Source organism: Nitrosomonas oligotropha (assembly GCF_900106555.1).
Lineage (GTDB): Bacteria > Pseudomonadota > Gammaproteobacteria > Burkholderiales > Nitrosomonadaceae > Nitrosomonas > Nitrosomonas oligotropha_A.
This window is the reverse complement of the sequence record NZ_FNOE01000028.1, coordinates 1-20,342: the sequence shown is the minus strand read 5'-3', so window position 1 is coordinate 20,342 and position 20,342 is coordinate 1. Positions and strand designations below refer to the sequence as shown.

Here is a 20,342-nt window from a genome sequence, read left to right as displayed (position 1 = left end):
TGTCTTGATTTATACTGCCTATACTTCTGGCGTAGGCTGTGTCATCGAAGTAGGCGCATGGGTTACAAACTGATAGATCACTGTGTGAACTTAGTATTCGAGACGCAATGAACCCAGAACGGTTACAGGAGCGCCTGGATAGACACCCAGTCGAGGCCCAATATTAGAAGCTGGATCGTTTGATTCGTAATATCGTTCATCAAGGATGTTCCGAGCATTGATTTGCGCTGTAAGACGCGTTGCACCCAACTTCGTGCTGTAGGCGGCAAATGCATCCAGACGGGCATAGCCTGGTAATTTAAAAGTGTTTTGAATATCTCCCTCCCGCTCAGCGACGGCAAACACGCCTATTCCAAAACTTAAACCATTGAGCGGATGGATTTTCTTCACAATATAGCGCAGCCATGCACTACCCGCATGTTTGGGAGCTTGCGGTAAACGATGGCCCTGAAAACCCGAGTTATCGCGGATGATCTCAGCATCAGTGTAGGCATAGCTGCCGATCACACTCAATTCCTCCGTGACTTGTCCGGAAATATCCAGTTCGATCCCTTTGCTCCGTTGCTTGCCAACCGCAATACTGTCAAGCGGATCCGGCGTACTCAGATCTCGGGTTAGAATGTTTTCCCTGGTTAAGTAATAAAAGGCCAAAGTTGTGATTAACCGTTCCTTAAAAAGCGCGGTCTTGATTCCTGCTTCAAATTGCTCGCCTATTTGCGGATCAAAACTAGCACCGGTTGCTGACACTCCGTTATTGGCAGCGAAGGAAGTTGTCCAGTTGCTAAACAAACTGACTTGCGTCAGCAATTGGTAGAGTATTCCGACTCTTGGATTGAAGGCTTCATCCTTGCGTTTTAGGACATTTTTCTCAGCCTCCGAGAATGAAGCCGGACTGAAGCTACGACCCGCAGATACCCAGTCATACCGTCCACCAGCAAGTATGTGCAGTTTATTCCAAAGCGTGATCCTGTCCTGAAAATACACCCCGGCCCATTCATCTTGGAGGGCGGTGTAACGATTATTCTCCTGCAGCGTTTGCCGGATGATTGAGGGATCGGTAGCCGTGATCATCGGATTGAAAATATCAACTGTCAGAACGGGAGCTGGAGTGCTAAATTCTCCGGCTATGAAATAATTGGTTTGAGAGCGTAGATAATCGAAACCGACCAACACTTCGTGAAGGGTTGATCCAAGGCCGAAATTTCCGTTCAAATCCAGATTGGTTGCATATGATTGCAGGTGGTGCCGCTGATGGAAGATATTGCGATCAAGAAAGCGGTTGTCGCGCAATGCATCTCCAAAAGACGGTGCGGGGTTGAAGAATGTCTGATTCTGATCTATATCCGTCATTAGAAAACGATTCCTGACGAGCCAGTTGGAATTAAACCGATGCGTAAATTCGGTTCCCACATGAACTTTGGCATCCGTATCAACAGGATCATTGCGATCACCAAAGGTTCGACTGATCGGTATTTGCGCTGGTCGGCTGCCGATGACCGGTATACCAAAATCTACCTGCCCTTTCTGATGGATCCCTTCCACTTCCAATGTCAATTCGGTTGCTTGAGTAGGACGCCAAGTCAAACTGCCACTCACCATGATGCGATCCCTAAAAATGGCATCGCGGAAGGATTCGCTATTTAGGTAGGAACCATTGAAACGATAAAGTAAAGAGCCATCCTTGGTGACAGGTCCGGTTGCATCCCACTGCGTACGATAAAGATCGTAAGATCCAGACTGCTGCTCCAATGAGTAGTAAGGTATAGCGAGTGGCCGTTTAGTTGTGATATTGACCATCCCTCCCGGCTCTATACGTCCAAAAAGAATCGAAGCTGGTCCCTTGAGTACCTCGATGGATTGCAGATTAGCGGTGTCAAAGGCTGTCGGAAAATTGGCATTCCCTCCATTGGCAATCAATCCATTCCGGTAATTACTGTCGTTTCTGAATCCGCGGATATTAAATCCTGTGTCATTGCCAAGTGTAGGTGTTGCTTGCACCCCACTGACATTTTGCAAAGCATCTTTTAGCGTGAGCGATTTTTGGTCGTCCAATACGGCTCTGGGTACCACCTGAATTGATACGGGTATCTCAATCACCGGCGTGGTTGTTTTAGTGGCAGCTGTGGCTTTGGAACGGGTATAACTCGTATTGTAGGGTGAATGACTATCCAATAAACTGGTCACTGTGATCTCAGGTAGCCGTACCCGGTCTAGATTATTTGTGCTTTGCGGTTCCGCTGGTGCAAGTTCCACGATGTAGCGGCCGGATGCCGTTTCCACTGCTCTAAGTCCACTGCCACTTAGGAGTTGCACTATTGCTTGAGCCGGAGTATATCGCCCATTTAATGCATCAGCTTGTTTGTCTGCAATCAAACTGGCATCCACTCCGATCAACAAACCTGTCTGCGTGGCGAGTTGCGTGATCGCTTGGCCGAGTGGTTGTGGGGCAATATTGATTTCAATGGCTTGCTCAATTTCTGATTGCCCAAACGAAGCGTTTCCTAACGCAGCCAAGCAAATGAACAGAACAGGTTTTAGGAAAACAGTACTATTGCTATATATTGAAGCTATTTTATTTTTTAGTGCCATGGGATTTCCTATTATTGAATAGAAATTAATATTTCTATTACCCATGACAAGCGAGCCGACAATTTGGGTAGCTTTTATAAAATTTTTTTCGGTAGATGGTTTCGAGAAGCAAAAAATACCATCTCCCCGCAGTCGACTGCGGGGAGATGGATGTCAGAAAGAGAGAACAGTTATTTGGTTAGAAAGGGATTTTGTTCTGGTAACTTAAGAATTATAGCCGAAGCCTATTTGTAATTTACTTTTGCAAATCAATCCAGACCAGCCATCCGCCATACTGTTTGATGTGAATCGGTAACGCGTCTTGCAGAATAATCAATGCTGCTTCCGCATCGTCAGCAGGTAAAACTCCTGTGAATCGGAGTTGACCTGCTTGTTCATTGATTTTAAGCACACCCTTTTGGTAGCGCGCCAGATCGCTGATGATCTGATCCAGTAAGGCATCTTGATAAATCAACCTGGCCTGCGTCCAGCTGGTGGCAGAGGTGGAGGTGGTTTTGGGCTGATAAAGCTGCCTTCTATCTAGGCGTATGCTTTGTCCGGCCTGCAGGGTGATCGGCTGATGTGGCCGGGCACGGCTTGCTATGGCCACCCGCGACTCGATGACGTTGACGATGCTGTCATAATCTGATTGTTCAACGGTATAGAGCGTTCCTAGTGCCTGAGCAATACCATCGCGGGTTTCTACTATGAAAGGCCGCTGACTGTGGGAGAAATCAGGTGTCACTTCCGCTAGCAGACGGCCTCGGCGCAGGATGATACGTCGTTGATGCGTATCGAATGCAATATCTGCCGCGCTGTCGCTATCGAGCGTGATATGACTGCCATCTGTCAGAGCAATGCGACGGATTTCACCAATACTGGTGTGCTCACCTGCTAACCATTCAGAAAGTGGAAGCCCATGAAGACCGCACAGAAGTAGAACAATACTTAAAACGAGCTTGATGCCTTTTCGCGATTGACGTTTCTGGGGAGTTAAACTTTGCCAAAGATGATCAACCTGCTCGTACGCTTCCCTGTGACGCGAATCTTGTGCTAGCCAGGTTTCAAAATCAGTGCGCAGCTCATGGCTGATTTCACCGTCAGATAAAAGAATGACCCATTCAGCGGCTTGTTCACTCAGAGACGTGCTGTTCGTTCCATCTACTTTAGACATACATCTCTGCTTTAAATTGATATAGGCGCTGATGACAGTAAGCTAGGGCCTTGACGAGATGTTGTTTAACCCGGCTTTCGGATACTTTCATGATCCGAGCAATCTCGGCATAAGTCATTCCGTCAATACGCGCCATCACAAAGGCTTGTCGTGATCGTTCATCAAGTTCTTCAATAAGCATGAGTAGAGTCCGTTCTAGCAACTGGCGTACAGCGAAAACATAGGCTACATCTTGGCAGGTTTGCTCAAATGTTAGGGTGAACAAACAGCGCAGGGTTTCTTGCTCGACTTTATGTTTTCGGTTCAAATTAATCATCAGTCGATTAGCAGTAACCAGCAGATAGGCTCGAGGCTCAAGCAGATGGGGCAATTGCTGCAGTGAAAGCAATCGTACGAAAGTGTCATGGGAAAGATCGGAAGCCTGATGTGGACAACCTACTTTTTTCCTTAACCAATTAACCAACCAACTATGATGCTCGCGGTAATATGCATCAATTACTGCCGTACTGATAGTCGTGGTTGAAGGCGTTTTCATGAAAATGTTTTGATAATCAAAAAACTATGAATGATAGTAAGGAAAAATTAACCCAGCGATTAATAATGCAAACTATTATCCTTGCGATGAAGGATTTTAAACATGTGACATATTGCCGCAGTACGATAGTTTTGTTTCTGGGCTTAAATAAATTTTAAGGCGATCAAAATACAGATATTAGAAATCCAGCTTAAGTATTTTTTCAGAGATCGTGAATAGTCTCTAAGCCAGCCAATTAATCGCGCATGCTAGCTGCCAAAAGCTGATCATGCAGCTGAGCGCCACCACTATCCTAAACGCATCAAAATATCAAATTAGTGGCGCAATAAAGCCCACTAAATAGGAAGGAGCGTCCGGTATGAAGATTACATCGATAGGCATTGATTTGGAGTTGCCCCCTTTGAACGGACACATTATGTTCTGTTTAAAGGAGAAGTAAGATGACACAAAACTACAAACCTGCTTATCCACCGGAGTTTCGTCAACAGATGGTGGAATTGGTAGCATTAGGCAAATGCCCCAAGCAATTATCCAAGGAATTTGGTTGTCACTACACTTCGATACAAACCTGGTGTCGAGCAGCAGGTGTACCAATTAGATCAAGCCAGACAGTTGCTTTCGCTGCAACATCGAGTGTTGCTTCCTTGAGTGCCAACGAACGGCAGGAGCTGCTGGAATTGCGTAAGAAGCTCAAGCGTGTGGAGATGGAGCGTGACATATTGGCAAAGGCTACGGCCTGGTTTGCAAACAACAAAGATTGATGGGGAAGGTGTACCAATTAATCAAGGCAAACCGGGCCCAATTTCCGGCTCGTGTTCTATGTGAGACACTCGGTGTATCGCACAGCGGCTACTATGACTGGGCAAAACGCACGCCCAGCCGACGGGCCATTACCAACTGCCAATTGATTGAGCAGATCATGACGATATACCGCACAAGTGATTTCACCTATGGCCGTCCCCGGATTACTGTTGAATTGGCCGATCTCGGAGTCAGGGTCAATCACAAACGCGTAGGCAGGCTGATGCGTGAAGCTGGAATTAAAGGGGTGAGCCGCAGGCGAGGCTTTGTGATTACGACTCATCGGAATAAGCGTGACCGTCCTGCATCGGATTTAGTGTAACGTCATTTCAAGGCAGCTAGCATCAACCAACTATGGGTTGCGGACATGACTTACATTCCTACCTGGGCAGGATTCTTGTACCTGGCCGTGGTCATCGATGTATTCAGCCGTAAGGTAGTGGGCTGGTCATTCGGTGAACACATGACGGCTAACTTGGTGATCAACGCCCTGAACATGGCGTTAATCACCCGTAAACCGGGCAAAGTGATTCACCACAGCGATCAGGGCAGTCAATACACCAGTGTTGAGTTCGGCAAGCGATGCAGAGAAATGGGTGTGCGTCCCTCCATGGGCAGTGTGGGTGATGCTTACGACAATGCGATGGCTGAAAGCTTTTTTGCCAGCCTGGAATGTGAATTGATCAACAGGCGCTCCTGGAAAAACAAAACTGAAGCTAGACTGGCCATATTCACCTGGATCGAGTCATGGTACAACCCAATTCGCAGGCATTCCGGGCTGGGATACTTATCACCAAACAATTTTGAGAGAAAACTGAAAGAGAAAAATCAAATCGCGATAAACTGCAATCCGCTTTCACAGGTCGAGACTCTCTCGACCTGTGAAAAAATGTCCGTCAAATTGGGACAACTCCAGATTTGGCTAAAGAAGTGTTTCAGATTCATGGAGTGGATATGCACGGTAAGACCGTTCTGCATAAGTGGTTGCCGAAGCGAGATGGCGAATATTTTGCTAATCTGGAGTCCTGTTTGATTGGTATGTTAGCATGCGGTAGTTCACATTATTGGGTGCTACTCTTGCAACAATTCGTCGAGGCGATTAAATCGCGCTACCCACATGTTTTCATATGTGACAAGTACTGCTGCGACACTGCTTATGGTTTTAACATTTGCTTGCACAATTTGCTCTCTCCCATGCCGTGCTTTGTGTACAAGTTGTGCACGTGCAAGCACGTTAACGTGCTTGGCAACTGCCGCAAAACTCATATGATAGCTCTCTGAGAGTTCTGAAATAGTACAGTCGGAGCCTAGTGTGCGGCACACAATGTCGCGCCGTGTTTTATCAGCTAGTGCCTGAAAAACCATATCGTAATTTAGTGAATATTCAACCATATAGTTAAAAATAGCCAGTTATATAAGATAGATGACGTAATATACAAGTGAATCTCATCGAGATTGTTCTACCTATCCTTTGTGCGCACACATCTTCATCATTATTAGACAAAGCGAACGAGATTCAGGAAATTCTCGGGTACCTGTCGCTCTATTGTGTCAATGCTGATTGCATGATGAGTGTTTCAGCACCTGTTTGCTTTTATTGGCGGCTCTGGAGATTCCCAGAGCATCAAAACAACCACCCTTTCTTAAGATGCGCACCAGTTGCAACAATTCCTTCAAGATCACGAGCGACATCAGCCACTTTCTTTATAGCTTCAAAAAGCTCTTCTGTATGTTCAGGCTTGGAGTAATGGATACTAAGTGTCAGGAAACGCATAATTCATGTATTTTTTATTGGCTGATAATAAAGCGCGACAGCACCATTGGTAAATGCCCTGGATTTTGATAGCTGTAAATCTACAGGATCCTTATAATTCAAAAACAATGGCTTGCCGCCCCCAAGAATAATGGGCTCAAGCATGATCTGATATTCGTCTATTAAATCAAGGGCTGCGAGGTTTTGAATCAGATTGGCGCTACCTATGATGACAATGTCTTTGCCAGGCTCTTTTTTTAATTTGTTAATTTCTTCCAAGGTGTTACCGTTGATGATATCCGCAGCTTTGTATTGTCCCCAAGGTGCAAATGTGAGGGTTTTTGAAAAGACAATTTTCTTGACTTGGTTAATGTGTTTTGCGAAAGGATCTGTATTAGGTTCTTCCGGCCAGATATCAGCAAAGAATTTATATGTTGTTTCTCCCAACAGCACCGTGTCCTGTTGTGCACGCTGACTAAGCAATTCTTCACCTATTTCGTCGTTGAAATTTTTAGTGAACCAATCCATTTCGTCTTTTGGGCCCGCTATATAGCCGTCTAAGCTCATGAATATTGAGGTAACAAGTCTTCGCATATAATTTATATTTTATTATTTATTAAGTTTGCTCCCTTTAAGCTAGTCGAGAGTTTTTCAAGTGAACTCGTCCATCCTTCGTTCTTATACTGATTACGCTGGCCCTTAACAGCTGCTTCCCGTTCAATTTTGTGTTGTCATTGCTTAAACACACAAAATACGCAAAGTTTGGCCTCACCTAATTTAAAGTTTCCTGTTTGTTTATTTTTACTTCTTCTCACTACAATTAAACATCCACTGCACGCCGAATTTATCAGTTAAAGAGCCGTAGTAATCACCCCAAAACATTTCTTGCAGTGGCATTCCGATTTTTCCATCTTCTGAAAGAAGAGCAAAAAGTTTGTCGGTCTCTGCTCGTGTATCCGGTAGTAAACTGATATAAACATTATTACCTTGAACTAGCTTAAAGCCCATTGACTCTGAAGCATCTGTTCCCATTAGCAAAAAGCCACCCAAGATTGGTAAGGCCACATGCATCACCAAATTTTTATCAGCTTCGGCTAGTGGTGGCGCTCCATCTTGTGATGGAACATCACCCATACGAGCAATATTGCCCATAAATTCTGTCCCAAAAACTGATTTATAAAAGTTAAAGGCTTCTTCGGTAGTGCGATTGAAATTTAGATAGATGCTGACAGTTGACATGATATTTTAAAATTAATTGGTTATATGATTGCTTAATAATAAGACTTCATCTTGAATGGATTGTTAGGCAGCAACATACGTTGCGAATCTCAAACGATTACCGTCCGGGTCTGTTACCACCATTTCTCGAGATTCCCACGGAGTGTCATGGGGCGATTCAATAGTGGTGATGCCACGATTAGTGAATTCATGATAGCAATCTTCAACATCCGGAACCACGAAGTAGATGGCACCACCTACCTGACAGTCCCCAGTATGCTCCGTAAGAAAAATAGTCTGATCTTTTCTGGTTAATTGCACAAATAGAGGGAATCCCGGCTCGAACTGATGCTTCCAATCAACAACGAAGCCCAAACCGTCGACGTAAAACGACAGGCTAGCTGCCGCATTCGTTATCCGCAGCTGCGGTATGACTGTCTGATTCAATACGTGTTCTCCTTTGTCGCCAAATGTTAAGCCGCGGGACCCGCCGGGTTGAACACCTAAAACTTCATCAAGATTACTCAGTCCCAGTGAAAATCCTGCTTCAAAGCCCATTGCAATAATTTTTTCCATATCATCTATGGTATTAAAAGTAATTGTCACAAGAACTGTTGTAGCCTCACCATTATCTCTAAATTCATTTTTCCAATGCATTCTGGGCATTTCTTCATTTAATTTACCCTTGTCATCACAGAAAACATCTTGTGCGGTAAAACTATTTTCTGGTTCAATAGACTCAAACCCCATCCACGCCCATATCTTCTCACCCCCTGGACCAGACATACAATAATGCCAATGCCCACCCTCGCTAAAGTCAAAAGACTTGGTTATAGCAGTCCAAGGTTTTGGGGCCCACCATTTATCAAGCCATGCACTATCTGTCCACGCCTTCCACACTCGGTTTTTGGGGGCGCCAAAAACTCGTTCCACAGTAATAATCTTGTTAACAATATCTTTTTTTATTATTGGCGTATTCATATTTGTTTAGCACTCCTTTATGAGTTAAGCCTGCTGCGACACTGCTAATGGTTTTTAACATTCGCTCGCGCTACTTGGTCTCTAATGCCGTGTTTTATCAATCAGTGCCTGAAAAACCGTATCGTAATGTAATAAACATTAAACCATATGGTTTAATAATATGCCAACTATAAATTATGTCAAACCTTGATGTGATTATTTTTTAATCTCGGCGGGTTCGACTCCTCATATTCACCAATACCATAATGGCGGATTGGTTGAAAGATCGATTCCTTTCGTCAAATACTCATAATCAGTAAGAAATATTTTCCACAAATTCTGTGGATAAAGCTGTAGATGGATGCGCTAAGTATATGGGGATAATAGACTCATAATTATTGCCTTAAATGAAGGCAGGAATTTTTTCAGCACGATAAGGTACAGTCGTTGATCTGGTTCTTGGGTCTGCAAAAAATAAACTCCTTTTGACTGGACATTTGATGTTACGTATATTCAACTTCAGTAAAAAAGAGTGTTTACTATTTCTATACACAGCACAACATAAATTAAAACCAACAGCGTGCGTATAATATGAGGTCAATCATGCTGCATGAAGTTAGTCCACGGGAAGGTGCAGGGCGCGATACGATTTCGCGTTTTCAAGCGCAATTTCGAGCAGCTGGCTATGCGAGCCTGGAAATATTAGAGGGCAAGAACATCGATAGGGTTTACTGCGATTACCATGATGATTTCGTCGTTCGGCATAAGAATGGATCGCAATATTTCTATCACTTCTTTCAAGTAAAGACAAAATCAAAAAGAAATCATCAATGGTCTCTACTAGAAATTTTTGGAATTAAAAAGAAAGGTCAATCTGCCGATCGTAATGCGCTTGATCGAATTCGAGATAGCTTCGCTGGAAAATTGCTCATTCACACTATCAATTTTGGTGAGTCGTGTCTAAGAGTCACCTTATTGACAAATGTCCAGTTTAGTGACGACGTCGAAAGTATGATTGAGGATCTAAGCAAGTCACCGATTTCAAACCCGAAGCTTCAATTCTTAATTAAACATCTTTGTACTGCCTTTGAGCTATCGTCGCCATTTTCCGAATCGGAAGTGGAAGCAAATATTTGCAAATTGTGTCTTCAACCAGGAATAACTTATTTAAACGCAGATGGCGGCGAGTTTTACGAGCAAGCGAGAAGTGCAATTTATAAATTCAGTGAAATTGATCTTGAGCACTCAGAAACACTAGAAATTCTTGAAAGCCTGGTTTCTTTAGTTGAAAAGAAATCGTCTACGCAGGTGCTCTCTTCAGTTACCGAAGCTGACTTAGATGACAAAGCTGGGATTGGCATCGAAGAACTACTAGAAATCCTAAGCATTTCGAAAACTGCCTATCAAAACTTACTCAATGGCGGAGACAGCAAAGCCCTGAAAAGAGCATCAATTATGCAGCGAAAACTGAGCGAGGCAGGTGCATCAGATGCGATGATTGAATACTGTACTCAGCAAAAAATTAATTGGGACGTTTGGCTTAGGGAAAAGCGTCATCTCGCGACGGAATATGACCTGAATTTTTTACTGGAAGAGCTTGATCAGATTCAGAAGACTTGGGCCAAAAGCGGGGCTCGGATGGGCGCCCTACAAACACAAATTGACGAGCTGTATTCGTCCAAGCAGAACAGTAAATTAGGAAATTCCTTGACGAAAGATCTGCTTCTTGGCGGCGTGTTCTCGTTCCTCGTGCGAAGCGAAACCGAATGAAATTCGACGAATTCTTTACAGAGTCAGAACGATTGAAGATCAATTTACGTATCAATCGTGACAGTCCAAAAGCACCGCTATTATTAAGTAACGAAGCACTTTTTCATTTGCCATTCCTGGCCATGGTTGTCCTCATGCTGTCGAGCGTAAGTCGGAAACCCAAAGTACATGAGCTTGGCCAGCTAGTTGGGGAATGTTTAGAAAAAACGCTGAGTGGATTTAAAGGATCTGCACAAGATATAGGATGGTCATCAAATCTCCGGGTGCGCACAGTAAAAGCATTGACGTTTCTCGAATTAACGCACCTCGTAACGATTGACCAGAACACCAAAACAATAACCGCTACACCTACTGGCCGAAAAATAATTGAAGGTGCGATAAGCGGCACTACTAACCTTGCCATAACGTTGCAACATATCGAGCGTACCTACCGCAATATCGCTGCTGAACGTCAAATCGAACTGGAACTGTCGTGAGACTTTGTGAACTAACCCTGAGCCCACGAGGCGTGAATGGCTGGCAATCAGGCGCACTACAATTTGGAAGGGACGTCACATCAATTCACGCAGCAAATGGAAGCGGAAAGACACCTATAATTCAGTCCATTGTTTATTGCCTAGGTTTTCCTGTGACATTCCGAGAGGATATTGCTGCGAAGTGTGAGTCAGTGTCACTAAAGGTGGAATTGGGTGCCATTCGATACACTTTTAGAAGGCATATTGACAGAGATTTTTTGTTAACGATTGAAAGTTCAGCTGGAGAAACAACTACTTTTAATAATGAAAAAGATTTTTCAAGTTTTTTCTTTGATAAGATAGGACTCACGATTCCGAACTTAGTCTCTACAAATAACACATTGGCGCAACCATACCTCTCAACTTTTCTACCTCTCTTCTATCTGGATCAAGACACCGCTTACTCTTTATTATACAAAGCTCCAGCACTTTTTATTAGGGATCAATTCTGCGAGATGGTCCGCTTTGCTTTAGGGCTAGGGCCAAAAAATTCTTTTGACAGCAAGAAAGACATAATACGACTGAAATTGGAACTCAATCATTGCGACAGAAAAATCGTGACCCAGAAGGAATTGGTTTTACGTATTTCTGGTGAGGTGACGGATCGAAATGCGTCAGTTGAAGAATTGCAACAAGCGATTGACGCACGTAAGGCAGAAGTTCAAACACTGCGAAGCAGTCGTAACTTGAAGGGGAATATTCAATCTAGTATTGATGCAAAGATTTCAGAGGCTGAGAAAGCCTATAAAGATACGCTCAAAACGATATTGGATCTGACAATCCGAATAGAGGGGATCGAACAGATAAAACGAGATATTCAAACTGAAATCGACACACTTAGTCTAAATGAGGAAGCGCGCAGGCATTTTGATTCGATAAGTGATATATGCAATCGTCCTGATTGCGGCTTATTTATAGGCAGTTCGGCGAGTTATGCAAAAAATCTACTATATCTAAAGGATCAATTAAAGGATCTGGAGCGAAATACTGCAATAGCGAAAACACGAATTCAAGACCTTGAGTCAATAAAAAACGAAAGGAAGGCTACCCTTGACTCGCTTGTTACACAAAGGAGCGTCAATATAGGCTTAGATGATATCAGCAGCCTAGTAGACCTCATTGGAAGGACCACTCAAGAAATAGTTGATCTTGAGAAAAAACGCAAGTCTTTGGAAATACTTAAGTACGAGGAAAGTATATATTTCAATCTAACTGTTTCTAGAGACGAAATTCAAGATAAAATTAACCAAATTAGTACACCATCGAATCGTGGCGACCTTGGATTTTTGGAAGTTAGGGTGAAATTGAAGAACCTAATTGTAAAGTGGCTAGATATTTTGGGCACAGAGAATGTGTCGCGGAACATACAGATAGAACCTGACCTAAAAATGTTCTTCGGAGGCGAGGCGTTCGACGCAATAAAAGGAAGCACAAGAGTCCGAATTGTCTTGGCGGTTCATGCAGCGATGTTTGAGATATATCTCGAAGGCAATTCGCGGGAAATGAGATTTTTGATTTTTGATACACCAAGACAGCACGAGATGCATACGAATGACCTAGATAGATATCTCGTAGCATTAAAAACAATGGCCGCAGAAAATAATGCACAGATAATATTCTCATCCACTGAGTATCGATATGGGTGTGATTCGAACGACGTTGAATGGATCCCAAAATTCCCAAGCAAAACACAACCAATGTATCTGGGGTAATTTTTTAATTGATTTGAAGAAGGCGTTGCAACCACGGACGAAGCTCTGGAGTTGTTTTTTTCTCCCGACCTGCAAATTGCTTGGAAAGTTTATATTGCAAGGTAAGTGTCAGGAAGAAATTATTCGGGACTTGGTTTCACCTAGTTAGGTCAAGCACCCGATTTCGGCGAACAGGCAAGGCGATAGCCCGAGAGATGATGGCATAGCCTTAGCTTAGCAAAGGGACGTCGTGGCTGATTTTGAACCCGCCGTATTGATGTCATTTGTTGATATATGCTATCATTGATTTCACATAATAAGGAGTGAAGTCAGATGTCTGTTGTTACTGTTCGCAATTTGCCCGAAGAAACGCATCGCGCGCTTAAGCTGCGTGCTGCTCAGCATGGACGTAGCACCGAAGCTGAAATCCGGGAAATTCTGGAAGAGGCAGTGCGTCCTAGGACGCGTGTAAAAATCGGATCTGAACTCGCTGCTTTTGGGCAATCCTTTGGGGGGCTTGATTTTAATGACACTCGTGATCAGACACCGACTGATCCGGCAGTGTTCGAATGATCGTTCTGGATACGAATGTCATATCCGAGCCAATGAAACCCAACGGCAATCCCGCCGTTCAAGCTTGGCTTGATCGGCAAACAGCCGAGACACTGTATCTGACTGCAACAAGCCTTTCTGAATTGCTGGTCGGCATTGAAATCCTGCCAGATGGAAAGCGTAAAGAAGGACTTGATGCTGCATTGAGGAAACTGATGGAGAGGCTTTTTAGGGCGCGCATACTATCATTCGATCAACAGGCTGCGATAGCATATGCGCCCATAGTCGGTCGAGCTAGGACTAATGGTCGCCTCATCTCTGTGGCAGACGGTCAGATTGCCGCAATCGCGGCCGTACATGGATTCACCATAGCGACGCGAGATACTGCACCTTTTGTCGCTGCCGGAGTGCCCATCATCAATCCTTGGGAAGAATGATCTTAGGTATTTTGTGTTAATGGTAGTCATCAAAGGAACATCGTTATGCGAGAACGAAATAAGATGCGGGATTGACTGTGTCAGATTTGTGCCAAACTACTCTGTAAGTGTCACCGTTTGTGGTCGTGTGAGACAGTTTTTATGCTTGGCAAGCATTGTAAGTGATTGATTTATATGTAACTTAGATTTGTAAATAAGTTTTACGATCATGAGGTGAACTGAGTTTTTTAGAGAGAAGACAACAGAACAATTTTATCGTCTCATATTTTGATCGGTTGATACCTCAGCAATCAGCCAATCACGGAATACTAACGCTTTAGGCATAGTCGACCATTCAGCTCCATACACAAAAAATAGACTAACGGAGAAGGACGCTTAATCTCGGGAAAAAGTCGAACTAGCCGTCCTGTAGTGAGATCATCTTGAGCCATTATGCTGCGAGCAAGCGCGATCCTGTGCCCATCACAGATGATTGCAATACTGCCGAAGAATTATTATTTTTAGCCCCCATATCGTTTCTTTTTTGGGGAATACTGTTCGGCGCTGGTGCCGCCTTACGTACGTAAAACGTGTTTTATAGAATATTTCTGTACTAATTTATGCACGCTATCGGGCATTGCATACATCGCATTTAATCTAGAACACGGAAATCTGCCAAGTTAATATTATGTTTTTTTAGTTTGGTGTAAACTGCGCGTGATGTAATTCCCATGTTTTCAGAGACTCTCTTTATATTTCCGTGATGTTGTTTCAGAGCTGTTTCTAGAAATGATTTTTCAATTTTGGTAAGGGCATATTCTTTTTCGTCTTTCCATTCGCCAATACTTTTTGTTTTAGTAGAAAGCTCTAAATCCAGTTCAGTCATTTCTTTGCCACTAACAAATAAGATGCTGCGTTCAAGGATGTTTTCCAACTCACGAACATTGCCTGGCCAATGATAAGCGCGGATTTTCTGCATAACTTCACGACTTACTGATTTAACCTGCTTGTTATATCGCTTGTTCAATCGCTGAATGATCAATTGCACAAGATAAGGTAAATCTTCTGGTCGTTCAACTAAGGGAGGAATACTTAAACACACTACATTGATGCGGTAGTATAGGTCATTACGGAACAGATCCTGCTTAACAAGACTTTCCAGATTCTGATTTGTTGCTGAAATGATTCTTACATCAACCGCCAATGTTTGTTTACCACCAACTCTCTCCAATTCGCCTTCCTGGATCACGCGAAGCAATCTGGTTTGTGCTGCTGGCGACAATGAATCGACTTCATCCAGAAATAAAGTGCCGCCTTCGGCTCGCTCAAAAAAACCATGGTGTACTTCGATTGCTCCTGTAAAAGCACCTTTTTCATGCCCGAATAAGCTGCTTTCAATCAAGCTTTCTGGAATCGCGCCACAGTTAATGGCGATGAATGGCTTATGGTAGCGATCGCTCATTGCATGGATGGCACGTGCTATCAGCTCCTTACCTACACCTGTTTGACCCTGAATCAGGACCGTTGCCATAGTAGGTGCAATAACCCCGATTGATTGCAGTATTTTCTGCATCATGGGTGATTTTGCTATGATTGCAGGGGGCTGTTGTTTCTTTGTTAGTTGCTTGCTTTGTTTGTGCCAAAGTCGTTGCATGCTCGTCTCAATCTTGCAGTGTAATTCATTGATGTCGTTAATTTCCTTGACTGGTGTAGTATCAGTATATTCCATTCCAGCATGTCCTTTTGCTGCATGTGGATTGGTGTAAATGCATACATCACACTTACCATCCTTGCGGGCTATACTTTTTTTGATTTCAACTTTGGCGTAACCAAAGTTTCTAGCTGCGATACCTCCAAATACACTGGAAGTCATCCTGCATAATTCAGGAAAATTGGTAACTTGTTCACCGAAAGGGCAGCGGGAATTGGTAACCGTAATACAGTCCTGATTACTGGAAACCAGTGAAAATTTTCCACCGATATTGTTTTTGATGCCGAGTATCAGTTCGGTATAGCTTTCACTGTCGAGTTGTTCACTTTTATCAGTATTTTCTCGATAAGTTTCTTCAAAAAAACATCCTGCAGTTTGGGCTATATGCTCAATCAACTCTTCACAATGCTTTTGTCCCTGCTGTTCGCTGGCATGCATCAGTTCAAGAATAAAAGTTTGCAAAAAAAAGATCGGTGTTAACTCAGAAAGAGGATCGTTGTTCATGGATTATGGATGATGTGTGAAGTTAAATTTCACTTATTGAAGCATAGCTTCACTTAGTATGGCAATAAATAAAATTTAACCTATTGTTATTAAAAATAAATATTATTTTTTATTGGTGGCATGATATTTGCTATTAATTTTATTGCATCTGAGAATAACTAGGTGCACGAGCTAAATATTCCTAGAAACCCCTTTGGGCTCTACTAAGAAAGTAGATCGTTTTAGGGGAGTAAATCTCAACCTATTACCGAGGAGACTTAGAAATTGAAAACTATCAAAGAGGAACTGGATACACGCGTCGCCGCATATGATCACTGGGCACAACGTCGCCGTCATGGACCGGGCGGGCATAATAATCGGAAGTTATGGGTACTTGCTTGTATGGACGAACGCCTGCCAATAGATGAAGCGCTCGGTATCCATGTGGATACCCCGGCAGGTCATGGAGATGCGCATTGCTTTCGTAATGCCGGAGGAATCGTTACCGACGATGCAATTCGCTCGGCGATGCTAACTTGTAATTTTTTTGGCACCAAGGAAATTGTCATCGTGCAGCACACGCAATGCGGCATGCTGTCTGCAAATGCGACTGATCTGGAAAAGGTTTTCCGTGACAAGGGAATCGATCCAGATAATGTCGTGTTGGATCCGACGTTGCCGGAGCAGAAGCTGGAGAAGGGCGCCTTTGCCAAGTGGATTGGAATGATGGATGACGTGGACGAAACTTGCATGAGAACAATAGAAGCATTTAAAAATCATCCTCTCATTCCCAAGGATGTAGTCATCAGCGGTTGGGTTTGGGAAGTTGAGACACGTCGGTTGAGAGCACCGACACGAGATGCCGAAAAACGGGCCAGAACTGATGTCACTTCAGTTCAATTCGGCGTTAAAGAAAAACAACCGTCTCGTTGGAGCTAAATTCAAGAGAAAAACCTAAAAGCGTGACCACTTGTTATGCCAAGTGGTCACATTCTAGAGTTTCTGAGAAGTGACATTAATGTAATGAATAAGGATTCCAAATGCCAGTCTATGATTACTTGTGCACACAGTGCAAACTACAATTTGAAGTACACCATTCAATCAATGCACCCAGTCCGGATTGTTCAGCATGCGGGAGTACGGCAGAGAAAGTGATTCTTTCTGCACCTGCGATGCATGGCAACATGGCGCGTGGCCGTGATCTGGCAGTGCGCTCGCTGCAACCAAAAGCTGATCAAGTAAATCACGTACACGCAGCCGGGTGCGGATGTAAGCATCATTAGTATTAGATTCGGATATATCTCCATTTGCTGTTTAAATTCGCTTGGAGTGATCTAACACTAATCCAATTATCGATATATTATCGCAGACCAAGGATAGATTGATTTCATAAATTCCTTTTAATCTAGTATATAAAATTAAAAATTCAGAAGCGTTGTTTTAGACTTTTCATACTTACTCCAGCTTGGTTGAGCGTAGCCGCAATGCATTGACGATCACGCTCACAGAAGATATCGACATCGCTGCTGCGGCAAAAACCGGCGATAGCAAAATACCGAAGAACGGATAAAACACCCCGGCTGCGATCGGTATGCCAGCCGTATTGTAGATAAAGGCGAAGAACAGATTTTGGCGGATGTTACGCATGGTTGCTTCGGATAGGCGCCGTGCCCGGACAATGCCCAGCAGATCGCCGCGCAGCAAGGTTATCCCCGCGCTTTCAATGGCAACATCGGTGCCCGTACCCATGGCAATGCCAACATCGGCGGTGGCCAAAGCCGGAGCATCGTTGACACCATCACCCGCCATGGCGACCACTCTCCCTTGTTCGCGCAATCGCATGACGATTGCCGCTTTCTGATCGGGTAACACTTCCGCTTCCACTTCATCGATACCCAATTGCCGGGCGACTGCTTCAGCCGTAGTGCGGTTATCCCCGGTTAGCATGACGATGCGGATGCCATCGGCGTGTAAAGCTTTGATAGCGGCGGGTGTCGATTCCTTCACCGGATCGGCGATAGCGACAATACCGGCAGTTGCTCCATCGACGGCCACGAAGATGACTGTCGCCCCATCCTGACGCAGTTTATCTGCTTGCGTTTCCAACACCCGGGTATCGATATTCAATTCTGCGAGAAATTTGCTGTTACCCAGCACAATCCGGTGACCATCGACGTTGCCGAGCACACCTTTGCCAACTGGTGAATCAAAGTTGACTGCCTTGACCAGCACGATTGAGCGTTCCTTCGCTGCGGCAACGATAGCGGCAGCCAAAGGGTGTTCGCTTCCTTGTTCCAGGCTAGCCGCAACGTGTAGCAGCTCGTTTTCGCCGATATTGTCCATAGTGTGAATTGCCGTGACCCTGGGTTTACCTTCAGTCAGTGTACCGGTCTTGTCAATAACGATCGTGTCGACCTTTTCCATGCGTTCCAATGCTTCGGCGTTCTTGATCAGGACGCCTTCGGTCGCACCTCGTCCGACACCCACCATGATCGACATCGGTGTCGCTAGACCCAGTGCGCATGGACAAGCGATGATCAGCACGCTGACGGCGGTAATAAGCGCATATGCCATGGCGGGTGGCGGTCCCCAGACCGACCAAGCGGCATAGGCCAAGATGGCAGTTACAATGACTAACGGCACAAACCAGCTAGCAACGATGTCCGCCAAGCGCTGAATCGGTGCGCGAGATCGTTGCGCTTCCGATACCATGCGGACGATTTGCGCTAGCATCGTGTCACGCCCGACTTTTTCCGCGCGCATCACAAAACTGCCCTGACCATTGATAGTGCCGCCGATTACCTGATCTCCGGGTTGCTTGCGAACCGGCATGGATTCGCCTGTTACCATTGATTCATCGACAGTCGAGCTGCCTTCGATCACTTGGCCATCGACGGGCAACCGGTCGCCGGGACGTACCCGTAGGCGATTACCCACCATTACTTGATCCAAGTTAATTTCCTCTTCAACATCGCCATCGTCAAGACGGCGGGCCGTTGTTGGTGACAAATTAAGCAAGGCTTTAATCGCACTGGAAGTACGTTCACGTGCGCGTAATTCCAGCACTTGGCCCAATAACACCAGCACGGTGATAACCGCCGCAGCCTCGAAATACACTGCGACCGATCCATCGCTGCTGCGGAAGGCATCGGGAAAGAGATCGGGTGCAACGGTGGCGATGATGCTATAGATCCATGCCACACCAGTGCCCATCGCAATCAGTGTGAACATGTTCAGCGCGCGGTTTGTTATCGATTGCCAGCCGCGTACAAAGAACGGCCATCCTGCCCACCACACGACTGGTGTTGCCAGCAGCAGTTGCAGCCAATTGGAAGTCTGGGGAGATAGTAAATGCGCCAGCCCGATCATATGGCCGCCCATTTCCAAGATAAAAACGGGTGCAGTCAATATGAGGCCAATCCAGAAGCGGCGGCTCATGTCTGTGAGTTCCGCACTCGGTCCGGCACTGAGGGATACTTCCGCCGGTTCCAATGCCATGCCGCAAATCGGACAGCTTCCCGGCACGGCTTGCCGTATTTCCGGATGCATGGGGCAGGTATAAATGGCGCCGGGCATGGATTCCCCGGTTGGGGGCTTGCCGGTTAAATAGGTATTGGGTTCAGCCACGAATTTGCCGTAGCAATGGGCAGAGCAGAAATAGTAAGCTTGATGATCATGTTCTGCACGGTATTTTGCTGTAGACGTATCGACATGCATGCCGCAGACAGGATCGGTCGCTATAGCACGGTGATTCGTGTGATGATCGTGTTTATGCTGTATATCCTTGTGATGTTCGTAAGTCATAACTTGTAATCCTTATAGAACAAGCGTTATCGCACTTCAATACTTTTTCACCTAAAAATATAGGTATCCAGAATGAAATAGTTTTCAAACTGTAAAAATCCAATCCAATATAGTAACTGGATACTTTAGAAAAAAATGAATTATTCTAAATGACGAAATTTTATAAATATTAAGTATGAAGCGCTTGTATAATATGGTTTTTCCGTTGAAAAATCTTTCAGGAACGATTAAATGCAATTTTCTTCTTGTCTGCCCTACTGATATAGTGCTTGAAACTTATTCATTATTGGTTTAACTGTAAGAATTCCTAGCGTTGTTTACAGTATTCAGGAGAATACTGTAGATGAACATACACAAACGCACTCGCTTAACATTATTGGATCGTCAGGAA

The 20,342-nt window shown here is 44.5% G+C and carries 15 protein-coding genes and 1 pseudogene; 8 read left to right on the top strand and 8 right to left on the bottom strand.

The genetic code is table 11. The features are described 5' to 3' along the window. Positions 1-90: 90 nt before the first annotated feature. From BLU57_RS12685 to BLU57_RS12675, 3 genes are all read right to left on the bottom strand, one after another. Positions 91-2,589 (bottom strand): TonB-dependent siderophore receptor, encoded by a 2,499-nt coding sequence (locus BLU57_RS12685; RefSeq protein WP_090321525.1) that lies wholly within the window; start codon positions 2,587-2,589, stop codon positions 91-93. 235 nt (positions 2,590-2,824) lie between these two features. Continuing rightward, on the bottom strand, positions 2,825-3,742 hold the full coding sequence (locus tag BLU57_RS12680) for a FecR family protein (protein ID WP_090321523.1): 918 nt from the start codon (positions 3,740-3,742) through the stop codon (positions 2,825-2,827). Next, a complete protein-coding gene (locus BLU57_RS12675) occupies positions 3,735-4,277 on the bottom strand; it encodes a sigma-70 family RNA polymerase sigma factor (RefSeq protein ID WP_090321519.1) in 543 nt (180 codons plus the stop codon). The genes BLU57_RS12680 and BLU57_RS12675 overlap by 8 nt, the downstream gene beginning before the upstream one ends. Positions 4,278-4,717: 440 nt before the next feature. Between BLU57_RS12675 and BLU57_RS12670 the strand changes: the two are divergent. Then, positions 4,718-5,943: pseudogene (locus BLU57_RS12670) on the top strand (IS3 family transposase); the annotation flags it as partial. 912 nt (positions 5,944-6,855) lie between these two features. Here the strand turns inward: BLU57_RS12670 and BLU57_RS12660 are convergent. From BLU57_RS12660 to BLU57_RS16675, 3 genes are all read right to left on the bottom strand, one after another. Continuing rightward, entirely contained in the window at positions 6,856-7,425 is a 570-nt protein-coding gene (locus BLU57_RS12660) for a dihydrofolate reductase family protein (protein ID WP_090321513.1), read from the bottom strand. 207 nt (positions 7,426-7,632) lie between these two features. Further along, on the bottom strand, positions 7,633-8,070 hold the full coding sequence (locus BLU57_RS12655) for a VOC family protein (RefSeq protein ID WP_090321511.1): 438 nt from the start codon (positions 8,068-8,070) through the stop codon (positions 7,633-7,635). Between the two features lie 63 nt (positions 8,071-8,133). After that, entirely contained in the window at positions 8,134-9,030 is an 897-nt protein-coding gene (locus tag BLU57_RS16675) for a glyoxalase superfamily protein (protein ID WP_090321509.1), read from the bottom strand. 582 nt (positions 9,031-9,612) lie between these two features. Between BLU57_RS16675 and BLU57_RS12645 the strand changes: the two genes are divergently transcribed. The 5 genes from BLU57_RS12645 (at position 9,613) to BLU57_RS12625 (ending at position 13,974) form a co-directional block, all read left to right on the top strand. Then, positions 9,613-10,779 (top strand): dsDNA nuclease domain-containing protein, encoded by a 1,167-nt coding sequence (locus BLU57_RS12645; protein WP_176776448.1) that lies wholly within the window; start codon positions 9,613-9,615, stop codon positions 10,777-10,779. After that, a complete protein-coding gene (locus BLU57_RS12640; RefSeq protein WP_090321504.1) occupies positions 10,776-11,255 on the top strand; it encodes a hypothetical protein in 480 nt (159 codons plus the stop codon). Before BLU57_RS12645 ends, BLU57_RS12640 begins: the two co-directional genes overlap by 4 nt. A gap of 32 nt (positions 11,256-11,287) precedes the next feature. Continuing rightward, positions 11,288-13,006, top strand: coding sequence for an AAA family ATPase (locus tag BLU57_RS12635; protein ID WP_143026979.1), 1,719 nt, complete (start codon positions 11,288-11,290; stop codon positions 13,004-13,006). Between the two features lie 312 nt (positions 13,007-13,318). Next, a complete protein-coding gene (locus tag BLU57_RS12630; protein ID WP_090321499.1) occupies positions 13,319-13,558 on the top strand; it encodes a FitA-like ribbon-helix-helix domain-containing protein in 240 nt (79 codons plus the stop codon). Next, entirely contained in the window at positions 13,555-13,974 is a 420-nt protein-coding gene (locus BLU57_RS12625; RefSeq protein ID WP_090321496.1) for a type II toxin-antitoxin system VapC family toxin, read from the top strand. The genes BLU57_RS12630 and BLU57_RS12625 overlap by 4 nt, the downstream gene beginning before the upstream one ends. Before the next feature lie 631 nt (positions 13,975-14,605). Here the strand turns inward: BLU57_RS12625 and BLU57_RS12620 are convergent. After that, positions 14,606-16,168 carry a sigma 54-interacting transcriptional regulator gene (locus BLU57_RS12620; protein ID WP_090321495.1) on the bottom strand — a complete coding sequence of 521 codons (1,563 nt, stop codon included), beginning with the start codon at positions 16,166-16,168 and terminating at the stop codon, positions 14,606-14,608. Positions 16,169-16,432: 264 nt separating this feature from the next. Between BLU57_RS12620 and BLU57_RS12615 the strand changes: the two genes are divergently transcribed. Both BLU57_RS12615 and BLU57_RS12610 read left to right on the top strand, forming a co-directional pair. Further along, positions 16,433-17,086 (top strand): beta-class carbonic anhydrase, encoded by a 654-nt coding sequence (locus BLU57_RS12615; protein ID WP_090321493.1) that lies wholly within the window; start codon positions 16,433-16,435, stop codon positions 17,084-17,086. Between the two features lie 101 nt (positions 17,087-17,187). Beyond that, positions 17,188-17,430, top strand: a complete 243-nt coding sequence (locus tag BLU57_RS12610) for an FmdB family zinc ribbon protein (protein ID WP_090321490.1) — start codon at positions 17,188-17,190, stop codon at positions 17,428-17,430. A gap of 172 nt (positions 17,431-17,602) precedes the next feature. Here the strand turns inward: BLU57_RS12610 and BLU57_RS12605 are convergent, their stop codons facing one another. After that, positions 17,603-19,951, bottom strand: a complete 2,349-nt coding sequence (locus tag BLU57_RS12605; protein WP_090321487.1) for a heavy metal translocating P-type ATPase — start codon at positions 19,949-19,951, stop codon at positions 17,603-17,605. Positions 19,952-20,342 lie beyond the last annotated feature (391 nt).